The sequence below is a fragment of the Methylobacterium sp. 285MFTsu5.1 genome, assembly GCF_000383455.1.
GTDB lineage: Bacteria > Pseudomonadota > Alphaproteobacteria > Rhizobiales > Beijerinckiaceae > Methylobacterium.
On record NZ_KB911279.1, the window covers coordinates 50,584 to 71,064 of the forward strand.

Below are 20,481 nucleotides of genomic sequence, written 5' to 3' on the forward strand. Positions count from 1 at the left end.
CGGCGGGACGGGACGCCCCGGCGCGGCCCCTTGGCTAGTGGGCCACGAAGAGGGACAGCGCGCACAGGGCACTCGCGCCCAGTGCGAACGTCACGTCGGTCCAAGCGAAACGAGCCCTGCCAGGCATGCAGAATCTCCGCGCGAATACAGACCAACAAATTCCCGGACAAGTTGTTGCCGTCCGCTACCGGACAGAAGCCTCGCGGACGGTGGCCGGAGACGTTCGAGGAGGCAGGCCGGGACGGGTACGCTCACGACGCGCGGCCTTACGCGGCTGGCGCGTGATGTCCGGGCGCCCGGACCGCCTCAGCCCGCCACGACGGCGTAGCGGGTGCGCAGGCGCAGGCCGAACACCGCCATCATGAACATGCAGCAGGTGGCGTTGTTGCCGTTGTAGAGCACCGTCTCGAAGGAGGCCGAGACCAGCCCGAGGAACCACAGCCTCAGGAACAGCAGGGTCTCCGCGTCGAGGCGCGTCCCGCCGGCCACGCGCTGCAGGTCGCGCACCGGGGCGAGCACGAAGGCCACCACGGTCAGGGCGAGGAACGGCAGTCCGCCGATCAGCGCGGTGTCGAGATAGGCGTTGTGGGCGTGGTCGACGGTGTTGACCCAGGTCAGCGCCTCGGAGCCGGCATACATGGTCCGCTCAGTCATCCAGAAGGCGCCGATCCCCCAGCCGCGCCAGGGCCGGATCATGATGTTGTCGATGGCGAACTGCCAGATCTCGCTGCGGCCCGTGAAGGTCGCGTCGGTGAGCAGCGACCCCACCGCCTCCTGGATCGGCGGCGCCAGCACCGAGCCGATCGAGATCAGCGAGAACCCGATCACCGGGCCGAGGAGCAGCAGGCGGCGCAGGAACCCGCCGGTCAGGACCTGGCACAGGCCGGTCACGGCGAGGATCACCGGCAGGAGCAGGATCGCGGTCTTGGAGCCGCTCGCCACCAGGAACCCGGCCGCCAGGAGCACGATCGCCCAGCCGAGGACGCGGCTCGCCACCCTGGCGACGTAGAGGCCCACGATCACCAGGATCACCATGGCGGCGCCGGCCTCGTTCTTCTGCGGGAAGATCCCGCGCCAGAGGCCCGGGTGGCTCGGATCGGAATTGACGTCGAAGGCCGAGTGGATCGCGAGGTTCGGCACGAAGGCGACCGCGAGGTAGGAGGCGAGCACGATGACCAGGGCGGACCCGGCCATGGTCAGCGCCAGCTGGCGGGGCGAGCGGGCCACGATCAGCACGCCCGCCGAGAGCATCGCCGCGATGGCGAAGAGCGCGAGCCGCCGCAGCGACAGGCTCGGCTCGACGGAGAGCAGCGCCGTCGCCCCGAGCCAGAGGGCGCAGAGCACGAGGGGGCGGGTCACCAGGGGGCGGAGGTGGCGCACGCCGATCCGGTGGATCGCCGCCGCCATGGCGGCGCCGGCGCTGAGGAACAGGATCTGCGTCAGCAGGCTGCCGTCCTCGGAGGCCGCGAGCATCGACCGATCGGACAGGTCCTTCAGCCAGACGTGGTTCCAGAGCAGGACGAAGACGGCCCCGTTCAGGAGCACGCGCAGAACGTCCGGCACGTCGCGGCCCGCGACGCCGCGCTGCCGCCCGTCGGCCGGGATCCCGATCGCCGCGTCCGCAGAAGCCATGCCGTCCCACCGCGAGGCCGCGCCGCGCGGCCAGGACCATTCTAGCGGCCCGCAGGTGCGGGGCGATGGAAAATCAGATGTTGCACCCCGCGATCGCGCGATAACCTTGACGCGATGCCGGCGGGGTCAGCGCCGCATCGTGTACTGCGAGCGGCCGGCGGATTGCCGCATCAGGAAGGACGCCATCTCGGCCAGTTCCGGCGCCTTCGAGCGGAAGGTGACGGACAGCGCCAGCAGCGTGTCCTTGTGGTCGAGGCCCGGGTAGAGCCGCTCCTGGACCGGGACGTGCTCGGCCCGCAGCTTGGCGGCGAGGCTGACCGTGTGCCGCGGCTTCACCACGGTGTCGGCGTCGCCGGTCGCCAGGAAGGCGGGGGGCGAGAGCGGGCCCACGAAGGCGACGGGCTGCGTGGCCTCCGAATCGGGCGCCTTGCCGAACACCTTGACGGTGGTGTCCTGGTCGAACGGCAGGAAGTCGTAGGGGCCGGACAGGCCGGCGACGGCCTTGATCACCTTGGGATCGACCCCGGCGGCGATCACGTAGCGCGGGTCGAGGCCGAGCATCACGGCGTTGTAGGCGCCCGCCGAGTGGCCGGCGAGCACGATGCGGCGCGGGTCGCCGCCGTATCCGGCGATGTTGTCGCGCACCCACGCGATGGCCTCGGCGCCGTCCTCGAGGAAGCCGGGGAACGGCGCCTCCGGGTAGAGCCGGTAATCGGGCAGCACCGTGACGAAACCCTGCGCCGCGAGGGCGTGCCCGACGAAGGCGTAGTCGTCCTTGGCGCCGCTCTGCCAGGAGCCGCCGTAGAAGAACACCAGGACCGGCGCGTTCTCGGCGCCCGCGGTGGGAACGTAGACGTCGAGCCGCCGCCGCGGACCCTCGCCGAAGGGCTGGTCCTTCGCGGCGAGCCGACCCCCCGGATCGCGCGGGCCGATCGCGTCGAACAGCGCGAGCGGCGAGGCAGCGGTGAAGCCGAACGCGGCGAGCCCGAGGCAGAGGAGGCTAGCGAGCGCGGTGAGGAGACGTGTCATATCCCATCCGGTTGTCCCGACCGGGCCATACCGCACCGCCCTCGGGGCGGATTGATGACGCTCTCGGGGCGGATCACGAAAAATCAGGTCCGCAGCACGAAGCAGGCGCCGCCGACCTTGCGGATGCGGCCGCACAGGTCGTCGGCCGCCTGCCGGCTCTGAGCCGGGATGCGGATCCGGTAGAAGGCGCGGGTCCCGCGGTTGCGCAGGCGCGTGCCGATGATCATCGGCCGCACCTCGCCGATCACCCCCGCGTAGGCGCTCCGCGCGCGGTTGAAGCTCTGCAGCGCCAGAGCCTTGGAGAAGTTGCCGGCGAGCTGGATGCCCCAGGGGGCGGCCGGCCCCTCGTTGAGGCCGAGGGCGAAGCGGTCGCCGCGCGACGGGACGCGCAGGCTGGCGGTGACCTGCAGGCAGGTCTGCGGCGCTTCCGGCTTGGTCTCCCTCTTGGCCTCCCCCTTGGCCTCCTTCTGGTCCGTCGCGTCCTTCTCACCCTTCGCCTCGGACTTGTTGTCGGACCTGCCGTCGGACTTGGCGGGCGCGCCGCCCTCCGGGAACTCGATCGCCTTGCCGGGGCCGGTCCGCCAGTCGTCCACCGGCTGGCCGGTGATGTTGGCCACGTAGGCCCGCGTCTCGGCGGGCAGGCCGCCGTCGCCGGCGAGCCACTTGCTCACCCGCGCGGCGCCGCCGTTATAGGCCGCGGCGGCGAGGCCCAGATTGCCGAACTGGGTCCTCAGGTCGGCGAGCAGGTGGGCCGCGTGCGGGATCGCCTGCTCGGGATCGAACGGGTCGAGGAGGCCGCGCTCCCGGGCGGTCCCGGGCATGAACTGCGCGACGCCCTGCGCGCCGGCCGGACTCACCACCCCGACGCGAAAACTGCTCTCGCGCCAGATCAGGCGCGTCAGGAACGGTACCGGCAGGCCGCGGGCCTTAGCCGAGTCGTCGATGAGGCGGCACAGGGCCTGCTCGACGGTCTCGGTCGCCCCCTCGGACGGGGCGGCCGCGGCCGGCTGCGCGCAGGCGAGGGCGATGAGCAGCGCGCCGAGGCGCAGGGGCGGGGCGGTCACGCCGCGCATGTAGCGACGCGCGAGGTAGGATCAATCCGCGCGGCCAACCTTCCTGGGGGAACATCCGGCCCCGGCGCACGAGCGTTGCACCTTTGCACACTGGCGCGACCGGGCCGCGCCGTCGTAGCGTCCCGGGCTCAGAGAGCCGCCTCCGACGCGGCCCCACGGGAGGAACCGCCGATGTCCGATCCGGCAACCCTGCGCGGCCTGTCCGGCCTGAGCCCCGCGCCGGCCCCGCTCAGGGGCTCGGCGCTCGTGATGATCGACCTGCAGCAGACCTACCGGGAGGGCGTGATGCGGCTCGACGGCGTCGAGCCCGCGCTCCGGGAGGCGGCGGCGCTCCTGCGACGGGCGCGCGACGCCGGCATCCCGGTGATCCATGTCCGCCACGATGCCGGGCCGGGCTCGCCCTACGACGTGACCGCCCCGATCGGCCAGATCAGCCCGGAAGTGGCGCCGCAGGGCGACGAGCCGGTGATCACCAAGGCCTATCCGAGTTCCTTCGTGGGCACCGACCTCCAGGCGCGGCTCGAGCAGATCGGCGTGAAGGACGTCGTCCTGGCGGGCTTCATGACGCATATGTGCGTCAACTCCACCGCCCGGAGCGCCTTCAACCTCGGATTCCGCCCCACCGTCGTGGCGGCCGCCACGGCGACGCGGGACCTGCCCGGGCCGGACGGCGCCGTGGTGCCGGCGGCCCAGCTCCAGGCCGCGAGCCTCGCCGCCCTCGGCGACCTGTTCGCCGTGGTCGCGCGCGGGCAGGGCGATATCCCCGACTGAGACGGCGGACCGCTCCCGGCACCGGTCGAGGCCGCGCGATCAGGCCTGGAGCCGCCCGATCTCGGCGATCACCGCCCCGAGGCCCGGCCGCCCGTCGGGATCCGGCCCGGTGCAGGCCTGCGCCAGGGCGCACAGGGAGTCCGGCAGCGCCGCGCATCGGTCGAGCAGCTCGCCGATCAGGATGCCGACGGCGCGGACCTCGACCCGCGCCAGGGCCGCGCCGAGCGGCCCGTCCGGCAGGGCCGAGGCGGCGCCGAAGTCGCTGAGCACGGCCGCGCCGGTCCCGGCATCCCAGAGCGTGTTGTGGGCGTAGACGTCGCCGTGCAGCAGGCCCCGCCCGTGCAGGTGCGCCACCGCCTCGGCCACGGCGCGGGCGATCCGCAGGACCGTGTCGGCGCCGAGGCGCAGGTCCGGGTCGTAGACGTCGCGGCTGCAGCTCGCGAGGCTCGGTGGCCCGGCGAGCGCGCGCCAGTGCGCCGGCAGGAGCCGGAGCAGCAGGCCGCGGGCACCGTCGGGATGGCCCTCGAGCCGGCCGAGCGCGCCCGTGAGGGCCGGGTGCGTCCCGGCGGCGAGGCAGGCCTCCATCTCCCGCTCGGGCAGGCCGTCGCTGGTCATCGCGCCCTTGAACAGCTTCAGGGCCACGTCCTCCCCGCCGGCCGGCCCCCGCCACCGCGCCCGGTGGACCCGCCCCGAGGCGCCCTCGCCGAGCAGGTCGCCGACGGCGAGGTCGGCCCACGGCACCGCGGGGGCCGCGACCGGCGCCGTCGCCGGCTCGGCGGGGTTGCCGGCATAGGCGATCCAGGCGAGGCGGGGCAGGCGCGCGAGCCAGGGCGGGAGCGCCGCGAGGCGATTGCAGGCGAGCCGGATCAGCTCGAGGTTGCCCGCCCCCGACAGGCTGTCGGGCAGCGCGGAGAGCCGGTTGCCCGCCAGCATCAGCTTCTGCAGGCGCGGCCGCTCGCCGAGGGCGGCGGGCAGCTCCGCGATCGCGTTGTCGGTCAGGGTCAGCCAGCGCAGGTCGCGCGGCAGCGACTCCCCCGGTACCTCGCGGATGCCGCAGCCGCGGAAGCCCAGCTGGCTCAGCGCCGGGCAGGCGCCGAGCACCGGCGGCAGGCGCGCGAACGGGTTGCCGGAGCAGAACAGCACGCGCAGACGGTGCAGGCGGCCGAGATCGTCCGGCAGGTCGGTGAGGCTGCCCCGGCCGAGATCGAGCACCTCGAGGGTGTCGGCGAGGGCGAAGACCTCGCGCGGCACCTCCGTCAGGCCGTCGGGCAGCCGCAGCTCGCGCGCGCCGCCGAGATCGCCGCGCCGCAGGGCAGCGAGGGTTTCGCGCCGGTCCAAGCCTCAGCCCCGCTTGAAGAACGCGTCGGCCGCGCCCTGCGCCGCCTGCTTGGCGGCCCGCGCCGCCTCGAGCCGGGCGATCTCGGCGCGCAGGAGCGCGACGCGCTCGTCGAGATCCCCGAGCGAGAGCGTGTCGAGGGGCTGCCCGATCTCGTGGGCCACGGCCTTGCGCGGCCGGTCGTCGTCGTCCCGCACGTCGTGTCCTCCCTACAGGAACGGTGTTCCGGCCCCGTCCCAGGCGAGGCCGAGATGGGCCGCCACGGTGGCGCCGATATCCGCGAAGGTCTCCCGCCGGCCGATCGGCCGGCCGGCCACGCCGGGGCCGAAGGCCAGCACTGGGACCTGCTCGCGGGTGTGGTCGGTCCCGGTCCAGGTCGGATCGTTGCCGTGGTCGGCCGTGATCACCGCGAGGTCGCCCGGCGCCAGCGCCGCCAGGATCTCGGGGATCCGCGCGTCGAACGCCTCCAGCTCCGCGGCGTAGCCCGGCACGTCGCGGCGGTGGCCGTGCTCCGTGTCGAAATCGACGAGGTTGACGAAGATCAGGCCGCCCTCCGGCAGCGTCGCCAGCGCGTCGAGCCCCGCCGTCACGCAGGCCGCGTTCGGGCCCGGCCTGATCTCGCGCCCGGTGGCGCGGTGGGCGAAGATGTCGCCGATTTTGCCGACGCTCACGACCGCGCGGCCGGCCGCCTCGGCGCGGTCGAGCAGCGTGCGCCCGGGCGGGGCGACGGCGAGATCCTTGCGGTTGCCGGTCCGGCGGAAGCCCGCCTCCGGCGAGCCCACGAACGGCCGGGCGATCACCCGGCAGACGCGGTAGGGGTCGCACAGGCGGCGCGCCACCCGGCACAGGTCGTAGAGCCGCTCCAGCCCGAACGCCTCCTCGTGGGCGGCGATCTGGAACACGCTGTCGGCCGAGGTGTAGCAGATCGGCCGGCCGGTCCGGAGATGCTCGGCGCCCAGCGCGTCGATGATCGCGACCCCGGGCGCGTGGCAGTCGCCCAGGATGCCCGGGAGGCCGCCCTCGGCGACGAGCGCGCGGATCAGCTCCGGCGGGAAGGCCGGCCGGGTCTCGGGGAAATGCCCCCAGGGCTCGGTCAGGGGCAGGCCGGCGATCTCCCAGTGGCCGGAGGGCGTGTCCTTGCCGGCGGCCGTCTCCACCGCGTGGCCGTAGGCGCCGCGCGGCGGGCCGGCCGGGGCGAGGTGCGGCGGGATCCGGCCCGAGGCCCCGGCGGCCGCCAGGCCGAGCCCGAGTTCGGCGAGGTGGGGCAGGCGCAGGGGGCCCGCGCGCAGCCCCGCCCGGTCGCCGCGGCCCTCCGTGCAGCGCTCGGCGATGTGCCCCAGCGTGTCGGACCCGGCATCGCCATACGTGTCCGCGTCCGGGGCCCCGCCGATGCCCACGGAATCGAGGACGATGATGAGCGCGCGCGCCACGGTCAGGCGGGCTCCAGCTCGGCGGGGGCGTCGCTCTCGAGGGCGAAGGCGGCCTTGAACAGGGCGCGGGTGTAGGGGGTCTGTGGGTTCGCGAAGATCGTCTCCGCGGCGCCCTCCTCGACCACGCGGCCGTTCTGCATGACGATCACGTAGTTGGCGAGCGCCCGCACCACCTTCAGGTCGTGGCTGATGAACAGGTAGGCGAGGCCGCGCTCGCGCTGGAGGTCGCGCAGCAGGGTCACGATCTGCGCCTGGACTGAGCGGTCGAGGGCCGAGGTCGGCTCGTCGAGGACGACGAAGCGGGGATTGAGCACCATCGCCCGCGCGATGGCGATGCGCTGGCGCTGGCCGCCGGAGAACTCGTGCGGGTAGCGGTCCATGGCGGCCGGATCGAGCCCGACATCGGTGAGCGCCTTGGCGACCACGGCCCGGCGCTCCGCTCGGGAGCGCGCCGTGCCCTGGACCACCAGTCCCTCGGCGACGATGTCGGCCACCGACATGCGCGGCGACAGGGAGCCGTAGGGATCCTGGAAGACGACCTGCATGTCCTTCCGCAGCGGGCGCATCTGCGCCGCGCCGTAGCCGTCGATCGCCTTGCCGAGGAAGACGATCGGGCCCTCCGAGCCCGTGAGCCGCAGGAGGGCGAGGCCGAGGGTGGTCTTGCCCGACCCGGACTCGCCCACGACGCCGATGGTTTCGCCGGTCCGGACCCGCAGGGAGACGCCGTCCACGGCCCTGACGTGGCCGGTGACGCGCCGGAGCAGGCCCGACTTCAGCGGGAACCAGACCTTCAGGGGGCCGGCCTCCAGGAGCGGGGCGGCGTCGGCCGGGACGGGGTTGGCCCGGCCCTTCGGCTCGGAGGCGATCAGGCGGCGCGTGTAGGCGTGCTGCGGATCCGCGAAGACGGCCTTGGTGGCGCCGGCCTCCACGATCTTGCCCTTCAGCATCACGCAGACGCGGTCGGCGATCCGCTCGACGATGCCGAGATCGTGGGTGATGAACAGCATCGCCATGCCGAGGCGCTTCTGCAGGTCGGCGAGCAGCGCCAGGATCTGCGCCTGCACGGTCACGTCGAGGGCCGTGGTCGGCTCGTCGGCGACCAGGAGGTCCGGCTCGCAGGCGAGCGCCATGGCGATCATCACGCGCTGGCGCTGGCCTCCGGAGAGCTCGTGCGGGTAGGCGCCCATGCGCCGCTCGGCGTCGCGCAGGCCCACGAGTTCCAGAAGCTCCAGGATCCGGCGGCGGGCCGCCTTGCCGGCGAGGCCGCGGTGCAGGCCGAGCACCTCGCCGATCTGCCGCTCGATCGTGTGGAGCGGGTTCAACGAGGTCATCGGCTCCTGGAACACCATGGTGATGTCGGCGCCGCGCACGTCCCGCATCGCCCGCTCGGGCAGCCGCGCGAGGTCGCGGCCCGCGAACAGGATCCGCCCGTCCTGGCGGGCCGCGGGGTCGAGGAGGCGCAGGATCGCCAGCGCGGTCACCGACTTGCCGGACCCCGATTCGCCCACGAGCGCGACGGTCTCGCCGCGGCGGATGGTGAAGGAGACGCCGTCGACCGCCACGGTCTCGCCCTCCCGCGCGCGGAACGCCACGGAGAGGTCCTCGACGGCGAGGAGCGGCTGGGGATCGGCCTCTGACATGAGCCCCTTATAGCGCGCCCGGCCCCGGACCCTAGCCCGCGCGGACGCCGCACGGGGCGGGCCGGCACGACGCGGCCGGACGGGCGGGCGCGCGGTCCCGGGAGGTCGGCCCCGCGTCCTGCGGAGCCCGGACCTAGCGCAGGGGCGCCCCGGGATCGATCGCCGGCAGCTCGTTCGCCGGGAGCCCCGTTCCCGCCTGGGCCTGCGGTCCGGCGGCGCCGCGGGCGCGGTTGGCGAGGGCGACGGTCAGGCGCTCGGCGGTCTCGGGCTGCATCACCGCCAGGACCTCGGACATCTTGCGGGGGTTCATGGCCAGCACGATCGGGACCAGCACGTCGAGCCCGAGCCGGTCGAAGACCCGGGCGGCGTCCTTGGGCTTCATCGCCTCGTACATCGTGACGATGTTCTTCAGGGCCTGCTTCTCGGCGTCCTCCTTCGCCTTCGCGACGGCGTCGACCTTGTCCTCGGCCTTCTTGAGGTCGCCGAGCCCGGTCTCGAGCTTGCGCTCGGCCTCGCCCAGCATCTTCTCGCGCAGCTCGAGCTCGTCGCTCTTCTGACGCAGGGCGTCGCGCCGGGCACCGAGCTTCTCCAGGAGCAGGCGCTCGGTGGGCGAGGCTGAGCTCCCGGCCGCGGGCGGTGCGGACTGGGCCGGGGCCAGGGGAGGGGCCGACGGCTGCTCGGGCGCGGCTGCCGGCGCCTCCTTGGCGCCCACCGAACCGGTCGTCACCGGATCGAAGGGCTCGAAGCCGGTGCGCGCCCGGGCGACCGCGCGCCCGTAATCCGGCAGCGCCGCGCTCTCCGGCAGGCCGGCCTGCAGCAGGCTGAGCAGCTTGAGCACGAGCAGCCCACCGGCCGCGAGCGCCACGGCGTCGATGAGGCGGAGCCGAAACTGCCGGACGGGCTTCCGGCGCGCGCGCCGCTCGGGCGTCGCGGCGCGGCGTATCCGCTCCTCGGGATCCGGCTTCGGCGGCGGGATCTTCGGGGCCTTGACCCCGGTCACGCGGCGCGCGCCCGGACGCGGGCGAGGGCGCGCTCGCTCATGGCCAGCGCCGCCGCGGCCGCCACGCCGAGGCGCTCCCCGTTCGGACTGGCGTGCTCCGGCCGGCGCTCGGCCGGGATCTCCGGCGCGCGCGTCGGCTCGGGGACCGCCTGCGGCGCGGGCCTCGGTTCGGGCGCGGGCTCGGGACGGACCGGCACGGCGCGCATCTGCGCCACGATGGCCCCGATGCGGGTGATCACGCCCTCGCCGGCCTCGACCTGCAGCCGCAGCTCGCCGGCGCGGATCGTGGCGGTCTCCAGGCTCGCGTTCAGGGTGCGGTCGCCCTCGTCGATCGCCGCCCGCAGGCCCGCGATGGCCCGCTCGGCCGTGCCGGTCGCCACCATCAGGTCGCCGATGGTCTGGCGGAGGGCGGCCTCGTCGCCCTTCATCTGGCCGATGCGGCGCGAGAGCCGGAGGGACGTGACGATGGTCGCCGCCAGGAGGACGGCGACCAGGATGTCGGCCGCGAGGGTGACGAAGAGACTCATGACCGGACCCTCATCGGCACTAGTTGTCCGAGCGGTTGTTCATCGAGGCCTCGTAGGCCTGGATCGTCGTGCGCGAGCGGCGCAGCGGCCGGGTGACCTGGACGGCGATGTGGCCGTCGACCCGGCCGATCCGCCCCTGCGTCAGCGCCCAGTCGCCGCAGCGCACGGTGATGAGGTCCGAGGGCTTGGCCTCGAACATCAGCGTCTCGCCGACCTTCAGGCTCATGACCTGCTTCAGCGGCAGCATCATCTCGTGCAGCACCGCGTCCATGGTCACGTCGGCCTGCCAGATCTCGGTGGCGAGATGGCCCTCCCAGACGTGGTCGCGGCCGAGCTTCTCGCCCATGAAGCTCTGGGTCAGCAGCTCCCGGATCGGCTCGATCGTCGCGTAGGGGAACAGGATCTGCAGCATGCCGCCGCGCCCGTCGACATCGAGGCGCAGGCTGATCAGGATCGCGGCGTTGCCGGGCCGCGTGATGGTGGCGAAGCGGGGGTTGGTCTCGATCCGGTCGATGCCGAAGCTCACGGGCGAGAGCGGCTGGAACGACATCTCGAGGTCGCCCAGCACGATCTCGACGAGGCGTCGCACCAGCGTCATCTCGATGGCGGTGAACGGCCGGCCGTCGAGGCGGCTCGACGAGCCGCCGCGCTTGCCGCCGAGCAGCAGGTCGAAGGTCGCGTAGGCGAGGTTCGAGTCGACCGTGACGAGGCCGGAATTCTCCCACTGCTCGGCCCGGAACACGCCCAGCAGCGTCGGCAGCGGGATCGCGTTCAGGTAGTCGCCGAAGCGCACCGAGGTGATGTTGTCGAGGGTCACCTCGACGTTGTCCTGGAACAGGTTGCGCAGGGAGGTCGACAGCAACCGGATCATCCGGTCGAAGACGATCTCCAGCATCGGCAGGCGTTCGTACTGGACGACGCCCGAATCGACGATGGCCTGCACGCCCCCGGCCCCGGAGGCCGAGAGCTCGCGCATGGAGAAGCCGAGGACGCCGTCGATCTCGTCCTGGTTGAGCACCCGGTCGTTGCCGGCGAGCTCGGGGAGGTTGTCGCTCTCCCCGTCCTCGATCATCGTCGCCCATTCGGCGGCGACGTCGCCCGCGTTGCGCGTGGTGCCCTGCTCGGCGAGCGCCGCGCCCCACTCCTCGGCCAGCGACGTGTCGCCGCCCTCGGCCCCCTGCTCCAGGAGGGCTGCCGACCAGTCGTCCTCGGGGAGTTCGTCCTCGGGTTCCATCAGGCGTGCTCGATCGGGGCCCGGCGCGGCGCGGCGCGCGAAGGACGGGGCAGGGTCGCGGGCGCGCTCACTGGACGATCACGTCCTTGAACAGCACCGCGTCGACCTTGGCGGGGTACAGGGCGATGTTGATCCGGCGCAGAAGCTCCTCGCGCAGCCGGAACAGGCCCATCGAGTTGGTGATGTCGCTGGCGCGCAGCTCGCGCATGTAGACCTGCAGCGCGTCCTCCACCCGCGGCATCAGGGGCTTCACCTCCTCCTCGACCTTGGCGTCCTTCAGCTCCAGCGAGATCCGGACCTTCGCGTACTTGGCCTTGTCCTGGGGCAGCTCGGGAGAGAGGTTGAGGAGCATCTCGCGCACGTCGACGAAGACCACGGCCTTCTTGGCGTCCGGGCCGGCGCCCTTGGCGTCGCCGTGCCCGCCGCCATGGCCGCCGCCCTGCGCGGCTTCCTTGCCGTCGCCCTGGCCGCCGCCGCGCATCATCAGGAAGGCGCCCGCGCCGCCGCCCGCGATCAGGACCGCGAGGGCCACCATGATCATGAGCTTCTTCTTGCCCTTCGGGGCGCCCTCGGCTTTGGCCTCGCCGTCCTCGGCGGAGGCCTTTTTCGGCGTCTTGGCCATGGAATAATGCTCTCTCGCGGGAGACCGCGCGCCAGGTACACCTGGATATCGGAGCATCACGGTTAACGCGCCGTTAAGGAGGCAATTTCTGCCGGGTCAGGTTTGCCGCGGCGCAGCCCCCGCGCCGCCGCGACACGCGAGCGTCGCTAACCAAGTCCCTGTCACAACGCTAAAATTTGCCGCAGACGGGTTTGGCACAGCGGATGCTGAATGGATCGTTGCCGCCTCCGCGGCCCGCGAGTCCCAGAGTCCACGATGCAGAATGCCCTCTTCGTCGGCGTGTCGAGCCAGATGGCGCTCCAGCGGGAGCTGGACGTGATCGCCAACAACATGGCGAACGTCTCGACCACGGGCTTCAAGGCGCGGAACACACGCTTCGAGGAATACCTGATGCCGGTGGCGAGCGCCGATTCGTTCGCCCGGCCCGACCGGCGCCTGTCCTACGTCATCGACCAGGGCACCAGCCTCGACCTCGGGCAGGGCCCGATCGAGCAGACCGGCAACCCGCTCAACGTGGCGGTCAAGGGCTCGGCCTTCATCGCCGTGCAGTCGCCCCAGGGCGAGCGCTACACCCGGAACGGCGCCTTCGAGCTCGACGCGCAGGGCACGCTCGTCACCAGCGACGGCTACAAGGTCGTGGGCGAGGGCGGCCCGATCAGCATCAACCCGCAGGAGACCGGCCTCGCCATCGGCCCCGACGGCACCGTGTCGACCAACCTCGGCATCCGCGGGCGGATCAAGCTCGTCACCTTCGCCAACCCGCAGCGGCTGACCAACGAGGGGACCAACCTCTACGCCTCGCCGGAGCCCGCCCGCCCCGCCGGGATCGACGGGCGCCTGGAACCCGAGTCGCTGGAGCGCTCCAACGTCCGCCCGGTGATCGAGATGACCCGGCTCATGGACGTGAACCGGACCTACGCCATGGTGTCGAGCATGATCTCGCGCCTCGACGACCTGCGGGGCACGGCGATCCGCCGCCTCGCCGACGTCGCCTGAGGAGGCCTGACCGATGCGCGCCCTCTACTCCGCCGCCACCGGCATGGCGGCCCAGGAACTCAACGTCCAGGTCATCTCCAACAACATCGCGAACCTGCGCACCACCGGCTACAAGCGCCAGCAGGTGCACTTCCAGGATCTGCTCTACCAGAACATGCGCCGGGCCGGCGCCTCGACCTCGCAGCAGAACACCCAGCTCCCGGCGGGCCTCAGCCTCGGCTCGGGCGTGAAGACCACCTCGACGGCCCGGGTGATGTCGCAGGGGACGCTGTCCTCGACCGAGAAGGATTACGACGTCGCGATCCGCGGCGACGGGTTCTTCCGGGTGACGCTGCCGGACGGCCGCACCGCCTATTCCCGCGACGGCTCCTTCGACCTCTCGGCCCAGGGCCAGCTCGTCACCCGCGACGGCTACCTGCTCGATCCGGCGATCACCGTGCCGCAGAACGCGACGTCCGTGACGATCAGCGCCACGGGCGTCGTGCAGGCGAACATCCCGGGCCAGACGGCGCCGCAGGCGCTGGGCCAGTTCCAGCTCTCGCGCTTCGTCAACAAGGTCGGCCTCGAGTCGATCGGCGACAACCTGTTCGTCGAGACCGCAGCCTCCGGGCAGGCGATCAGCGGCCTGCCGGGCGCCGACGGCTTCGGCAACCTCCAGCAGAGCTACCTGGAGGAGGCGAACGTGAACGCCGTCACGGAGATCTCGTCCCTGATCGCCGCGCAGCGCGCCTACGAGATGAACTCGAAGGTCGTCACCGCCGCCGACCAGATGCTCTCCACCACCACGCAGATGTTCCGCAGCTAACCGCGCGACCCGCACCCCGCTTCAGGTCCCTGAACATGTATGCCGGCATGCATCCCGACCCGCTCGATCCCGACTTCGGGACCCTCGACCTGCCCCGCATCGCCGCGGGGGCCGGGGACGACATCAGCCCGATCGTGCGGCGCGTCCCGCGGCGGGTGATGCCTCTCGGCGCCGCCGTCATCCTGCGCGCGCTGCTGGCCTTCCTCACCTTCGCGGCCCTCGGCGCCCTGGCGATCCCCGCCATGGCGCGGGCGGAGGGCCTGCGGCTGCGCGGCGACGTCACCGCCCGCGGCGACGTCCTGACGCTCGCCGATCTCGTCGAGGGCGCGCCCGAGCGCCTGGCCACGCGCCCGCTGTTCCGCGCGCCCAGCCTCGGCGCCACCGGGACGATCCAGACCCGCCGCATCCTCGACGCGGCCTCCGCCCTGGGCCTCAGCGGCCTGGAGACCGGCGGCCGGCTGCAGATCGCCGTGCAGCGCGCCGCCCGCCGCCTCGGGCCGCCGGAGATCGAGGCGGCGCTCAAGCGCGGCCTCGAGACCGGCTACGGGCTCAACGCCCAGAACATCGCGGTCCGCCTCGACGGCGACGGGCCGACCCTGCTGGCGCCGCTGGACCTCGAAGGGCAGGCCGCGGCCCTGGACCTGACCTACGATCCGCGGTCGCGCCGCGTCGCGGGCCTCGTCACCCTCGGCGAGCGGCAGGTCTCGCTGCGCGTCTCAGGCGTGGTCGTGGAGCTGCGCGAGGTGGCGGTGCTCACCCGGAACCTCAACCGCGGCGAGCCGGTGAGAGAGGGCGACGTCGCCCTGGAGCGGCGCCCGCGCGAATCCGTCGCCCCCGACGCGCAGGGCAGCGCCACGACCATCCTCGGCGAGGTCGCGCAGAACACCCTCACGGCCGGCACCGTGCTGCGGGTCACCGACACGGCCCCGCCCGACCTGGTCGCCCGCGGCGAGAACGTGACCATCGTGTACGAGACGCCGAGCATCAGCCTGTCGATGCGCGGCCTGTCGAACGATTCCGGCCGCATGGGCGCCGTCGTCAACGTCGTCAACGTTGCCTCCAAGAAGGTCCTGCAGGCCACCGTGATCGGCCCCGGCCGGGTCTCGGTGAGCCCCAGCCCCGCGGCCCGGCAGGCCGCCGGCGCCGCCCCCGTCCAGGCGACCGCCTCCCTGCGCTGACCGCCCGCCCTGCACGCGTCGAAGAGTGATAGCCCGATGGCCCGTCGCACCGTCCTGAACCCGCTCGCCGCCGCCCTGATCGCCGGCGCGCTCGGCGCCTGCAACACCGCCGACCGCCTCTCGCAGGTCGGCCTGACTCCGGCGCTGTCGGCGATCGAGGACCCGACCGCGCAGCCGGGCTACAAGCCGGTGCGGATGCCAATGCCGGACGTGCAGCCGGTCTCGTACGCGCCGAACTCGCTGTGGCGCACTGGCTCCCGCGCCTTCTTCAAGGACCAGCGCGCCGCCAAGCTCGGCGACATCCTGACCGTGAAGGTCAAGGTCACCGACCAGGCCAACATCAGCAACGAGACCAAGCGCTCCCGGGCCAACACCGAGAGCTTCGGCCTGCCCAACGCCCTGGGCCTGGAGAACAACGCGGTCGGCAAGTCCTTCGGCGTCGGAAGCACCGCGCTGCTCTCCGCCACCTCGGCCATGGCCAATGACGGGGCCGGCTCCGTCCAGCGCACCGAGTCCGTCCTGACGAACGTCGCCGCGGTGGTGACCCAGGTCCTGCCCAACGGCAACCTCGTGGTCGAGGGCAAGCAGGAGATCCGGGTCAATTTCGAGGTGCGCGAGATGATCGTCGCCGGCGTGGTGCGGCCGGAGGACATCGAGTCCGACAACACCATCGACTCGGCCAAGATCGCCCAGGCGCGCATCGCCTACGGCGGCCGGGGCCAGATCACCGACGTGCAGCAGCCGCGCTACGGCCAGCAGCTCGTCGACATCCTGCTGCCGTTCTGAGGCACCTCAGGACGGCTCCTCCGGCTCCGGCCCGCGCGTCACGTCGAGGCCGGAGCCCGCGCCGGGGGGCGGGCCGACCTTGACCGGCGCGCCGGTGCGGGCGGCCTCGTAGATCGCCTCCATCAGGACCTGGTCCTGCAGACCCTCCTCGCCGGGGGTGCGGGGCCGCAGGTTCTCCTGGATGCACCGCGCGAAGTGGTCCAGCTCCAGGGCGAACTGGTTCTTCGGGCTCAGGACCTTCTCGTCCCGGGCGGCGTTCCTGCCGTCGCGGTGGCCGATGTAGAGACGCTGGCCCTGGTAGGCGAAGGCGTTCTGGAGATCGACGGAGGCGGTCCCGGTGTGCAGGGTCAGGCTCCGCGCCTCGTAGACCCCGTAACTCGTCAGGCACTGGGCGATCACGCCGGACGGGAAGTGGAGGGTGAAGCTCGCCGTCTCCTCGACCTCGCGGTACTTGGGATCGTCCGGCGGCGCGTAGATCTGGGCCTGGATCAGGTTCGGCTCCTCGCCGAGAACCGCGCGGGCGGTGTTCAGGCAGTAGAGCCCGATATCCGGCAGCGAGCCGCCGCCCGCCAGCGCCTTGCGCAGGCGCCACTGCTCCGGAAGACCCGTGGTCTGGCCGTTGAAGGCCTGGATCAGCCGCGGCCGGCCGAACTCGCCCGAGCGGGCGAGCTTGATCACGGCCCGGTTGTGGGGCTCGTACTGGCACCGGTAGGCGATCATCAGCTTGACGCCGGCCTTCGCGCAGGCCGCGATCATCTCCCGGCACTCGTCCGAGGTCACCGCCATCGGCTTCTCGCAGAGCACCTGCTTGCCGGCCGCGGCGGCCGCCACGACGTTGTCCCGGTGCACGCCGTTCGGCGTGACGATGTAGACCGCCTGGACGTCGGGGTTGGCCTTCAGCCGATCCCACGCGTCGTAGCCGTAGACGGCGTCGTCCGGCAGCCCGTACTGCCGCGCCACGAGCTTCGCCTTGTCGGGCGAGCCCGACATCACCGCCGCGAGACGGGCGCGCTTGCTCTCGCCGAACGCCGGCAGGATCTCGTCGAGGCTCAGGCGCCCGAGACCCACCACGCAGTAGCCGACGCGCTGGCCCGGCGGCTGCGGCGCCGGGCTCGGGGCGGGCGGCCGGTCGCCCGGCCCGCGCCAGTTCGGGAACATCACCTTTCCGCCCTGCACGGCGCCGGTATCGGCCGGGACCGAAGGGGCCGGCGGGGCGGCCGGCGCCGCGGCCTGCGCGCCGCCGCCGGCCGCGGCGCCGGCCAGGGCGCCCCCGGCCGCGAGGAGAGTGCGTCGTGAGAGCCGGGTGTCGTCCGCCATGTGCCTCGCCGTGTCGCCGGATCGGGAGGGCCGCGCCTGGGGCGCCGCCCGCGCCGGGAGCCGCCGGATGGCGGGACCGCGCCCTCAGTGAACGCGACCCGGCTCGTGGCTGTTTCCGTCGAGGAGCGCGGCGCGCAGACGCGCCACCTCCGCCTCGCTGGCGGCGAGCCGGCGCGCGACCGCCTCGGGCTCCGTCGCCGCGCGGGTCTCGGCGAAGCCGAGGCCGACCGACTCGCCCGCGCGCCAGGCCACGAAGGCGCGCCTGGCCTCACCGCGACAGGGGATGAACAGCTCGACGCAGTCGGGGAGCACGGCCTCCGCCGGCAGCCGGACCCGCGCCCCGTCGAGGGACACGTCGCGGACCGTGCAGTCGATCTCCGGGAGGAAGGCCGCGACGCGCAGCCGCCCGCCCACGCAGACGCGGCGTCGGGCAGTGCGGCGGCGCTCGACCACGATCGTCTGACCCTGACGGTTTCGGTTGCGGGGACAACCGCCATCCAGCCCAAACGGCCCCCGCCCGTCCACTTTAACCGTCTATTTACCTTAACAGCAGGTTCAGGCGGGCGGCGGCGGGTCGGGCGCCTCGACCTCGCCGCGGCGCTGCAGCTGCAGGGCGACGAACCAGCACAGGGACGCCCAGGCGGCGCCGATGCACCAGCCGGCCAGGACGTCGCTCGGCCAGTGCACGCCGAGATAGATGCGGCTGATGCCGACGAGCAGCGTCACGCTCACCCCGAGCGCCAGGACCAGCGCCTTGGCGCGGCGGTTGCGCTCGATCCGGGCGATCAGGGTCGCCAGGGTCAGGTAGGCGATCGCCGACATGGTGGCGTGGCCGCTCGGGAAGCTCGCCGTGAACACCTCCATGCCGTGGGGCACGAGGTCCGGCCGGGGCCGATGGTAGAAGATCTTCAGCACCGTCGAGACCAGCTCGCCGCTCCCCACCGCGGCGAGGACGTAGAGACCGATGCGTCGGCGCCCGGACACGCCGAGATAGGCCGCCACCGCGCAGGTCAGGAACAGCACGGTGAAGACGCTGCCGAGCCCGGTGATGTCGCGCATCGCCTCCTCGAGCCAGGGCGGCCCGATCGGGTCGGCGAGATCGGCGGGGTTGCGCAGGGCGAGCAGGATCCGCCGGTCGAGGGCCGCGGTGGAGCCCTCGCCGACCTCGTGGGCGAGGTAGAAGAATCCGTAGCCGAGGATGCTCAGGCAGAGCAGGGCGACGAGGGGACCGACCTCGTTCAGGCGCAACCGCAGCCAGACCGCCATCGCGGGCTCGATCAGCCGGTTCTGCCGCAGGTTGCCCGGCGCCCTCATGGCGCGGTCTCCCGGTGCGCGTCGACATCCATCAGGCATTCTCTCCGAAGGGCAGGCGGGCGACGGCGTCCCAGGGGCCGCCGCGGTAGCGCCAGAGCAGGGTGCCGGGGGCGGTGAACCGGAACGGCACGAACCCCGCCGACAGGTCGGCTTGCAGCGCCCGGGCCGTGTCCGGCGACACCTTGTTCTGCACCGTGACGTGCGGGCGCCAGCCCTGCCGGTCCTGGGCGGTGAGGTGGGCCGCGAATTCCTGCGCGAGGCGGCCCCGGAAGCGCGCCAGCGCGTCGGAGTCGAGCGCGTAGGCGACGCCGCGGCCGGTGAAGCGCAGGCCGGTCACCGCGACCTCCGGCGGCGGCACCGTGCGGGCGAGGGCGGTGATCGCCTCGATCACGCCCCGCTCCCGGTCGCCCGGCAGGTGGTGGAACAGGGTCGCGTGCGCCGGGATGCGGTTCAGGGCTTCCGGGAAGTGGCGGCGCCGCTCGCCGTCGAACCGCGCGAAAGTCGGTTCGTCGAAGGCGAGCGTCAGGATCAGGGGGTCCGCGTCGGTCATCGGGGCCAGATGGCGCCCGCGGGCGCTCAGGTCCAGTACAGGATCCGCGCGGCCGGCAGGTCGCGGGCGAGGCAGGCGGTGAGATGGGCGCGCATCGCCTGCATCAGGGGCTTCGGGAAGACGTGCTTCACCGAGCCGAACTTGGTGCGCTTCTCGACGCGCTCCGCCTCGTCCAGCGGCAGGTCCGAGCCGGGATACCAGCCGCGCAGCACCGCCTTCGAGCCCGGCGTGAACCGGTGGGTGATGAGTTCGGCGGTGAGGTCGAGATCGGGCACGCCGGCCAGCGCGTCGGCGGCGGCGCGGACCAGCCCGGCATAGGCGTCCTCCCAGTCCGGGACCGGCAGGATCGGCGCGACGGTCAGGCCGACCGGGTAGCCGGCCCGCGCCGCCGCCGCCAGGGCGGCGAGCCGCGTGTCGAGGGGATCGGTGCCGCCCTCGTAATGCGCGGCCGCCCGCGGATTGACCGAGAAGCGGATGCGCGTGCGCCGGTTGTGCGGCAGGTCGAGGAGCGGCTCGACCGCGGCGAACTTGGTGGTGAAGCGCAGCTGCACCGGCGCGTCCCAGGCGCCGAAATGTCGGATCGCCGCCGAGAGCGAGCCGGTCAGGTGCTCGATGCCGAGGGGATCGGTGTAGCAGGACGCCTCGAAGGTGGTCCCCTCCCGCGCCCGCTCGGCGGAGGCCGACGTCACCGCGCCGCGCCCCGCATAGTCCGCGAGGTTGTCGAGGATCGCCGCCAGATTGGCGTAGGCGCGGGTCACCGGCGGCCCGGACAGAGAGCCCGCGAGGTAGCAGTACTGGCAATGGGCCGGGCAGCCCTCGGCGAGGTCGAAGCGCCAGTCGGCCGAGGGCGGGATCGGCTGCAGTCGCAGCTTGGTCGGCGGGGCGACCGTCAGCGCGAGGGTCGCCTTGGCGGCCGCGTAGGCGCGGCGCGGATCCGGCTCGCGCGGGCTCGGCAGGCGGTTGGACGCCAGCCGCTCCACCGGCAGGCCGAGCGCCTCGGCGCGGGCCAGCATGGCCCGCCCGTGGGCGTGCTCCAGGGCGGCGGGCATGACCAGCACGCGGCGCGGGCGCCACAGCCGCGCCGGGCGGGCGGGCTCCGGGCGGATGGGCTCCGGGCCCCCGGCATGCTCCGGGCGATCGCGGGTCTGGACGGCCGGTGCGGGCGAGGGCGTCATGCCTGACGAACGCGCGGTCCCGGTGCCGGGTCCGGCCTAGTCGCCCGCTCGCGGTGCGGCTAAAGC

At 73.2% G+C, this 20,481-nt stretch carries 21 protein-coding genes; 5 read left to right on the top strand and 16 right to left on the bottom strand.

Translation table 11 applies throughout. The features are described 5' to 3' along the window. Positions 1-306: 306 nt before the first annotated feature. The 3 genes from H288_RS0116145 to H288_RS0116155 form a co-directional block, all read right to left on the bottom strand. Positions 307-1,632, bottom strand: a complete 1,326-nt coding sequence (locus H288_RS0116145) for an O-antigen ligase (RefSeq protein ID WP_020093617.1) — start codon at positions 1,630-1,632, stop codon at positions 307-309. 126 nt (positions 1,633-1,758) lie between these two features. Continuing rightward, on the bottom strand, positions 1,759-2,661 hold the full coding sequence (locus H288_RS0116150; protein WP_020093618.1) for an alpha/beta hydrolase: 903 nt from the start codon (positions 2,659-2,661) through the stop codon (positions 1,759-1,761). 83 nt (positions 2,662-2,744) lie between these two features. Beyond that, on the bottom strand, positions 2,745-3,734 hold the full coding sequence (locus tag H288_RS0116155) for a lytic transglycosylase domain-containing protein (RefSeq protein ID WP_020093619.1): 990 nt from the start codon (positions 3,732-3,734) through the stop codon (positions 2,745-2,747). A 171-nt stretch (positions 3,735-3,905) separates the two neighbouring features. Between H288_RS0116155 and H288_RS0116160 the strand changes: the two genes are divergently transcribed. Then, on the top strand, positions 3,906-4,505 hold the full coding sequence (locus H288_RS0116160; protein WP_020093620.1) for a cysteine hydrolase family protein: 600 nt from the start codon (positions 3,906-3,908) through the stop codon (positions 4,503-4,505). Positions 4,506-4,544: 39 nt separating this feature from the next. On the opposite strand, the gene H288_RS0116165 is transcribed toward H288_RS0116160, so the two are convergent. From H288_RS0116165 to fliL, 8 genes are all read right to left on the bottom strand, one after another. Then, positions 4,545-5,843 (bottom strand): leucine-rich repeat-containing protein kinase family protein, encoded by a 1,299-nt coding sequence (locus H288_RS0116165; protein ID WP_020093621.1) that lies wholly within the window; start codon positions 5,841-5,843, stop codon positions 4,545-4,547. A gap of 3 nt (positions 5,844-5,846) precedes the next feature. Next, complete coding sequence (locus tag H288_RS0116170) at positions 5,847-6,038, bottom strand: DUF1192 domain-containing protein (protein WP_012317818.1); 192 nt, start codon at positions 6,036-6,038, stop codon at positions 5,847-5,849. A 12-nt stretch (positions 6,039-6,050) separates the two neighbouring features. Next, positions 6,051-7,271: a phosphopentomutase gene (locus tag H288_RS0116175; RefSeq protein WP_020093622.1), complete on the bottom strand. Its 1,221-nt coding sequence runs from the start codon at positions 7,269-7,271 to the stop codon at positions 6,051-6,053. Between the two features lie 2 nt (positions 7,272-7,273). Next, complete coding sequence (locus H288_RS0116180) at positions 7,274-8,911, bottom strand: ABC transporter ATP-binding protein (protein ID WP_020093623.1); 1,638 nt, start codon at positions 8,909-8,911, stop codon at positions 7,274-7,276. 133 nt (positions 8,912-9,044) lie between these two features. Then, positions 9,045-9,854, bottom strand: a complete 810-nt coding sequence (locus H288_RS0116185; protein ID WP_051123755.1) for a hypothetical protein — start codon at positions 9,852-9,854, stop codon at positions 9,045-9,047. A 53-nt stretch (positions 9,855-9,907) separates the two neighbouring features. Continuing rightward, the gene (locus H288_RS0116190) at positions 9,908-10,438 is read right to left on the bottom strand and encodes a DUF6468 domain-containing protein (RefSeq protein WP_020093625.1); all 531 of its coding nucleotides are present in this window, start codon (positions 10,436-10,438) and stop codon (positions 9,908-9,910) included. Positions 10,439-10,457: 19 nt separating this feature from the next. After that, a complete protein-coding gene (gene fliM, locus H288_RS0116195) occupies positions 10,458-11,675 on the bottom strand; it encodes a flagellar motor switch protein FliM (protein WP_091681367.1) in 1,218 nt (405 codons plus the stop codon). 64 nt (positions 11,676-11,739) lie between these two features. After that, on the bottom strand, positions 11,740-12,294 hold the full coding sequence (fliL, locus tag H288_RS0116200; RefSeq protein WP_020093627.1) for a flagellar basal body-associated protein FliL: 555 nt from the start codon (positions 12,292-12,294) through the stop codon (positions 11,740-11,742). A gap of 255 nt (positions 12,295-12,549) precedes the next feature. On the opposite strand from fliL, the gene flgF reads away from it, so the two are divergent. Genes flgF through flgH form a run of 4 tightly spaced genes read left to right on the top strand, consistent with a single transcriptional unit; the run spans position 12,550 to position 16,059 of the window. Then, on the top strand, positions 12,550-13,290 hold the full coding sequence (flgF, locus tag H288_RS0116205) for a flagellar basal-body rod protein FlgF (RefSeq protein ID WP_020093628.1): 741 nt from the start codon (positions 12,550-12,552) through the stop codon (positions 13,288-13,290). Positions 13,291-13,303: 13 nt separating this feature from the next. Beyond that, positions 13,304-14,095, top strand: a complete 792-nt coding sequence (gene flgG / locus H288_RS0116210; protein ID WP_020093629.1) for a flagellar basal-body rod protein FlgG — start codon at positions 13,304-13,306, stop codon at positions 14,093-14,095. Positions 14,096-14,130: 35 nt separating this feature from the next. Then, positions 14,131-15,273, top strand: coding sequence for a flagellar basal body P-ring formation chaperone FlgA (gene flgA, locus H288_RS0116215; RefSeq protein ID WP_026605003.1), 1,143 nt, complete (start codon positions 14,131-14,133; stop codon positions 15,271-15,273). Positions 15,274-15,309: 36 nt separating this feature from the next. Continuing rightward, positions 15,310-16,059 carry a flagellar basal body L-ring protein FlgH gene (flgH, locus tag H288_RS0116220; RefSeq protein ID WP_020093631.1) on the top strand — a complete coding sequence of 250 codons (750 nt, stop codon included), beginning with the start codon at positions 15,310-15,312 and terminating at the stop codon, positions 16,057-16,059. Positions 16,060-16,065: 6 nt separating this feature from the next. Here the strand turns inward: flgH and H288_RS0116225 are convergent, their stop codons facing one another. The 5 genes from H288_RS0116225 to H288_RS0116245 all read right to left on the bottom strand — a co-directional run bounded on the left by H288_RS0116225 (position 16,066) and on the right by H288_RS0116245 (position 20,415). After that, positions 16,066-17,376: a Gfo/Idh/MocA family oxidoreductase gene (locus tag H288_RS0116225; protein WP_020093632.1), complete on the bottom strand. Its 1,311-nt coding sequence runs from the start codon at positions 17,374-17,376 to the stop codon at positions 16,066-16,068. 84 nt (positions 17,377-17,460) lie between these two features. After that, on the bottom strand, positions 17,461-17,829 hold the full coding sequence (locus H288_RS0116230) for a PilZ domain-containing protein (RefSeq protein ID WP_020093633.1): 369 nt from the start codon (positions 17,827-17,829) through the stop codon (positions 17,461-17,463). Positions 17,830-17,931: 102 nt separating this feature from the next. Continuing rightward, a complete protein-coding gene (locus H288_RS0116235) occupies positions 17,932-18,690 on the bottom strand; it encodes a phosphatase PAP2 family protein (RefSeq protein ID WP_020093634.1) in 759 nt (252 codons plus the stop codon). Positions 18,691-18,721: 31 nt separating this feature from the next. After that, entirely contained in the window at positions 18,722-19,240 is a 519-nt protein-coding gene (locus tag H288_RS0116240) for a 2'-5' RNA ligase family protein (RefSeq protein ID WP_020093635.1), read from the bottom strand. Between the two features lie 26 nt (positions 19,241-19,266). Continuing rightward, positions 19,267-20,415, bottom strand: coding sequence for a spore photoproduct lyase family protein (locus H288_RS0116245; protein ID WP_020093636.1), 1,149 nt, complete (start codon positions 20,413-20,415; stop codon positions 19,267-19,269). Positions 20,416-20,481: the final 66 nt, after the last annotated feature.

Bases quoted from the DNA above. Each gene is read 5' to 3' on its own strand.
- H288_RS0116150 (WP_020093618.1), bottom strand. From the start codon at position 2,661: ATGACACGTCTCCTCACCGCGCTCGCTAGCCTCCTCTGCCTCGGGCTC.
- H288_RS0116245 (WP_020093636.1), bottom strand. From the start codon at position 20,415: ATGACGCCCTCGCCCGCACCGGCCGTCCAGACCCGCGATCGCCCGGAG.
- H288_RS0116190 (WP_020093625.1), bottom strand. From the start codon at position 10,438: ATGAGTCTCTTCGTCACCCTCGCGGCCGACATCCTGGTCGCCGTCCTC.
- H288_RS0116180 (WP_020093623.1), bottom strand. From the start codon at position 8,911: ATGTCAGAGGCCGATCCCCAGCCGCTCCTCGCCGTCGAGGACCTCTCC.
- H288_RS0116155 (WP_020093619.1), bottom strand. From the start codon at position 3,734: ATGCGCGGCGTGACCGCCCCGCCCCTGCGCCTCGGCGCGCTGCTCATC.
- H288_RS0116235 (WP_020093634.1), bottom strand. From the start codon at position 18,690: ATGAGGGCGCCGGGCAACCTGCGGCAGAACCGGCTGATCGAGCCCGCG.
- flgA (WP_026605003.1), top strand. From the start codon at position 14,131: ATGTATGCCGGCATGCATCCCGACCCGCTCGATCCCGACTTCGGGACC.
- H288_RS0116225 (WP_020093632.1), bottom strand. From the start codon at position 17,376: ATGGCGGACGACACCCGGCTCTCACGACGCACTCTCCTCGCGGCCGGG.
- H288_RS0116160 (WP_020093620.1), top strand. From the start codon at position 3,906: ATGTCCGATCCGGCAACCCTGCGCGGCCTGTCCGGCCTGAGCCCCGCG.
- flgH (WP_020093631.1), top strand. From the start codon at position 15,310: ATGGCCCGTCGCACCGTCCTGAACCCGCTCGCCGCCGCCCTGATCGCC.
- H288_RS0116240 (WP_020093635.1), bottom strand. From the start codon at position 19,240: ATGACCGACGCGGACCCCCTGATCCTGACGCTCGCCTTCGACGAACCG.
- flgF (WP_020093628.1), top strand. From the start codon at position 12,550: ATGCAGAATGCCCTCTTCGTCGGCGTGTCGAGCCAGATGGCGCTCCAG.
- H288_RS0116145 (WP_020093617.1), bottom strand. From the start codon at position 1,632: ATGGCTTCTGCGGACGCGGCGATCGGGATCCCGGCCGACGGGCGGCAG.
- fliL (WP_020093627.1), bottom strand. From the start codon at position 12,294: ATGGCCAAGACGCCGAAAAAGGCCTCCGCCGAGGACGGCGAGGCCAAA.
- flgG (WP_020093629.1), top strand. From the start codon at position 13,304: ATGCGCGCCCTCTACTCCGCCGCCACCGGCATGGCGGCCCAGGAACTC.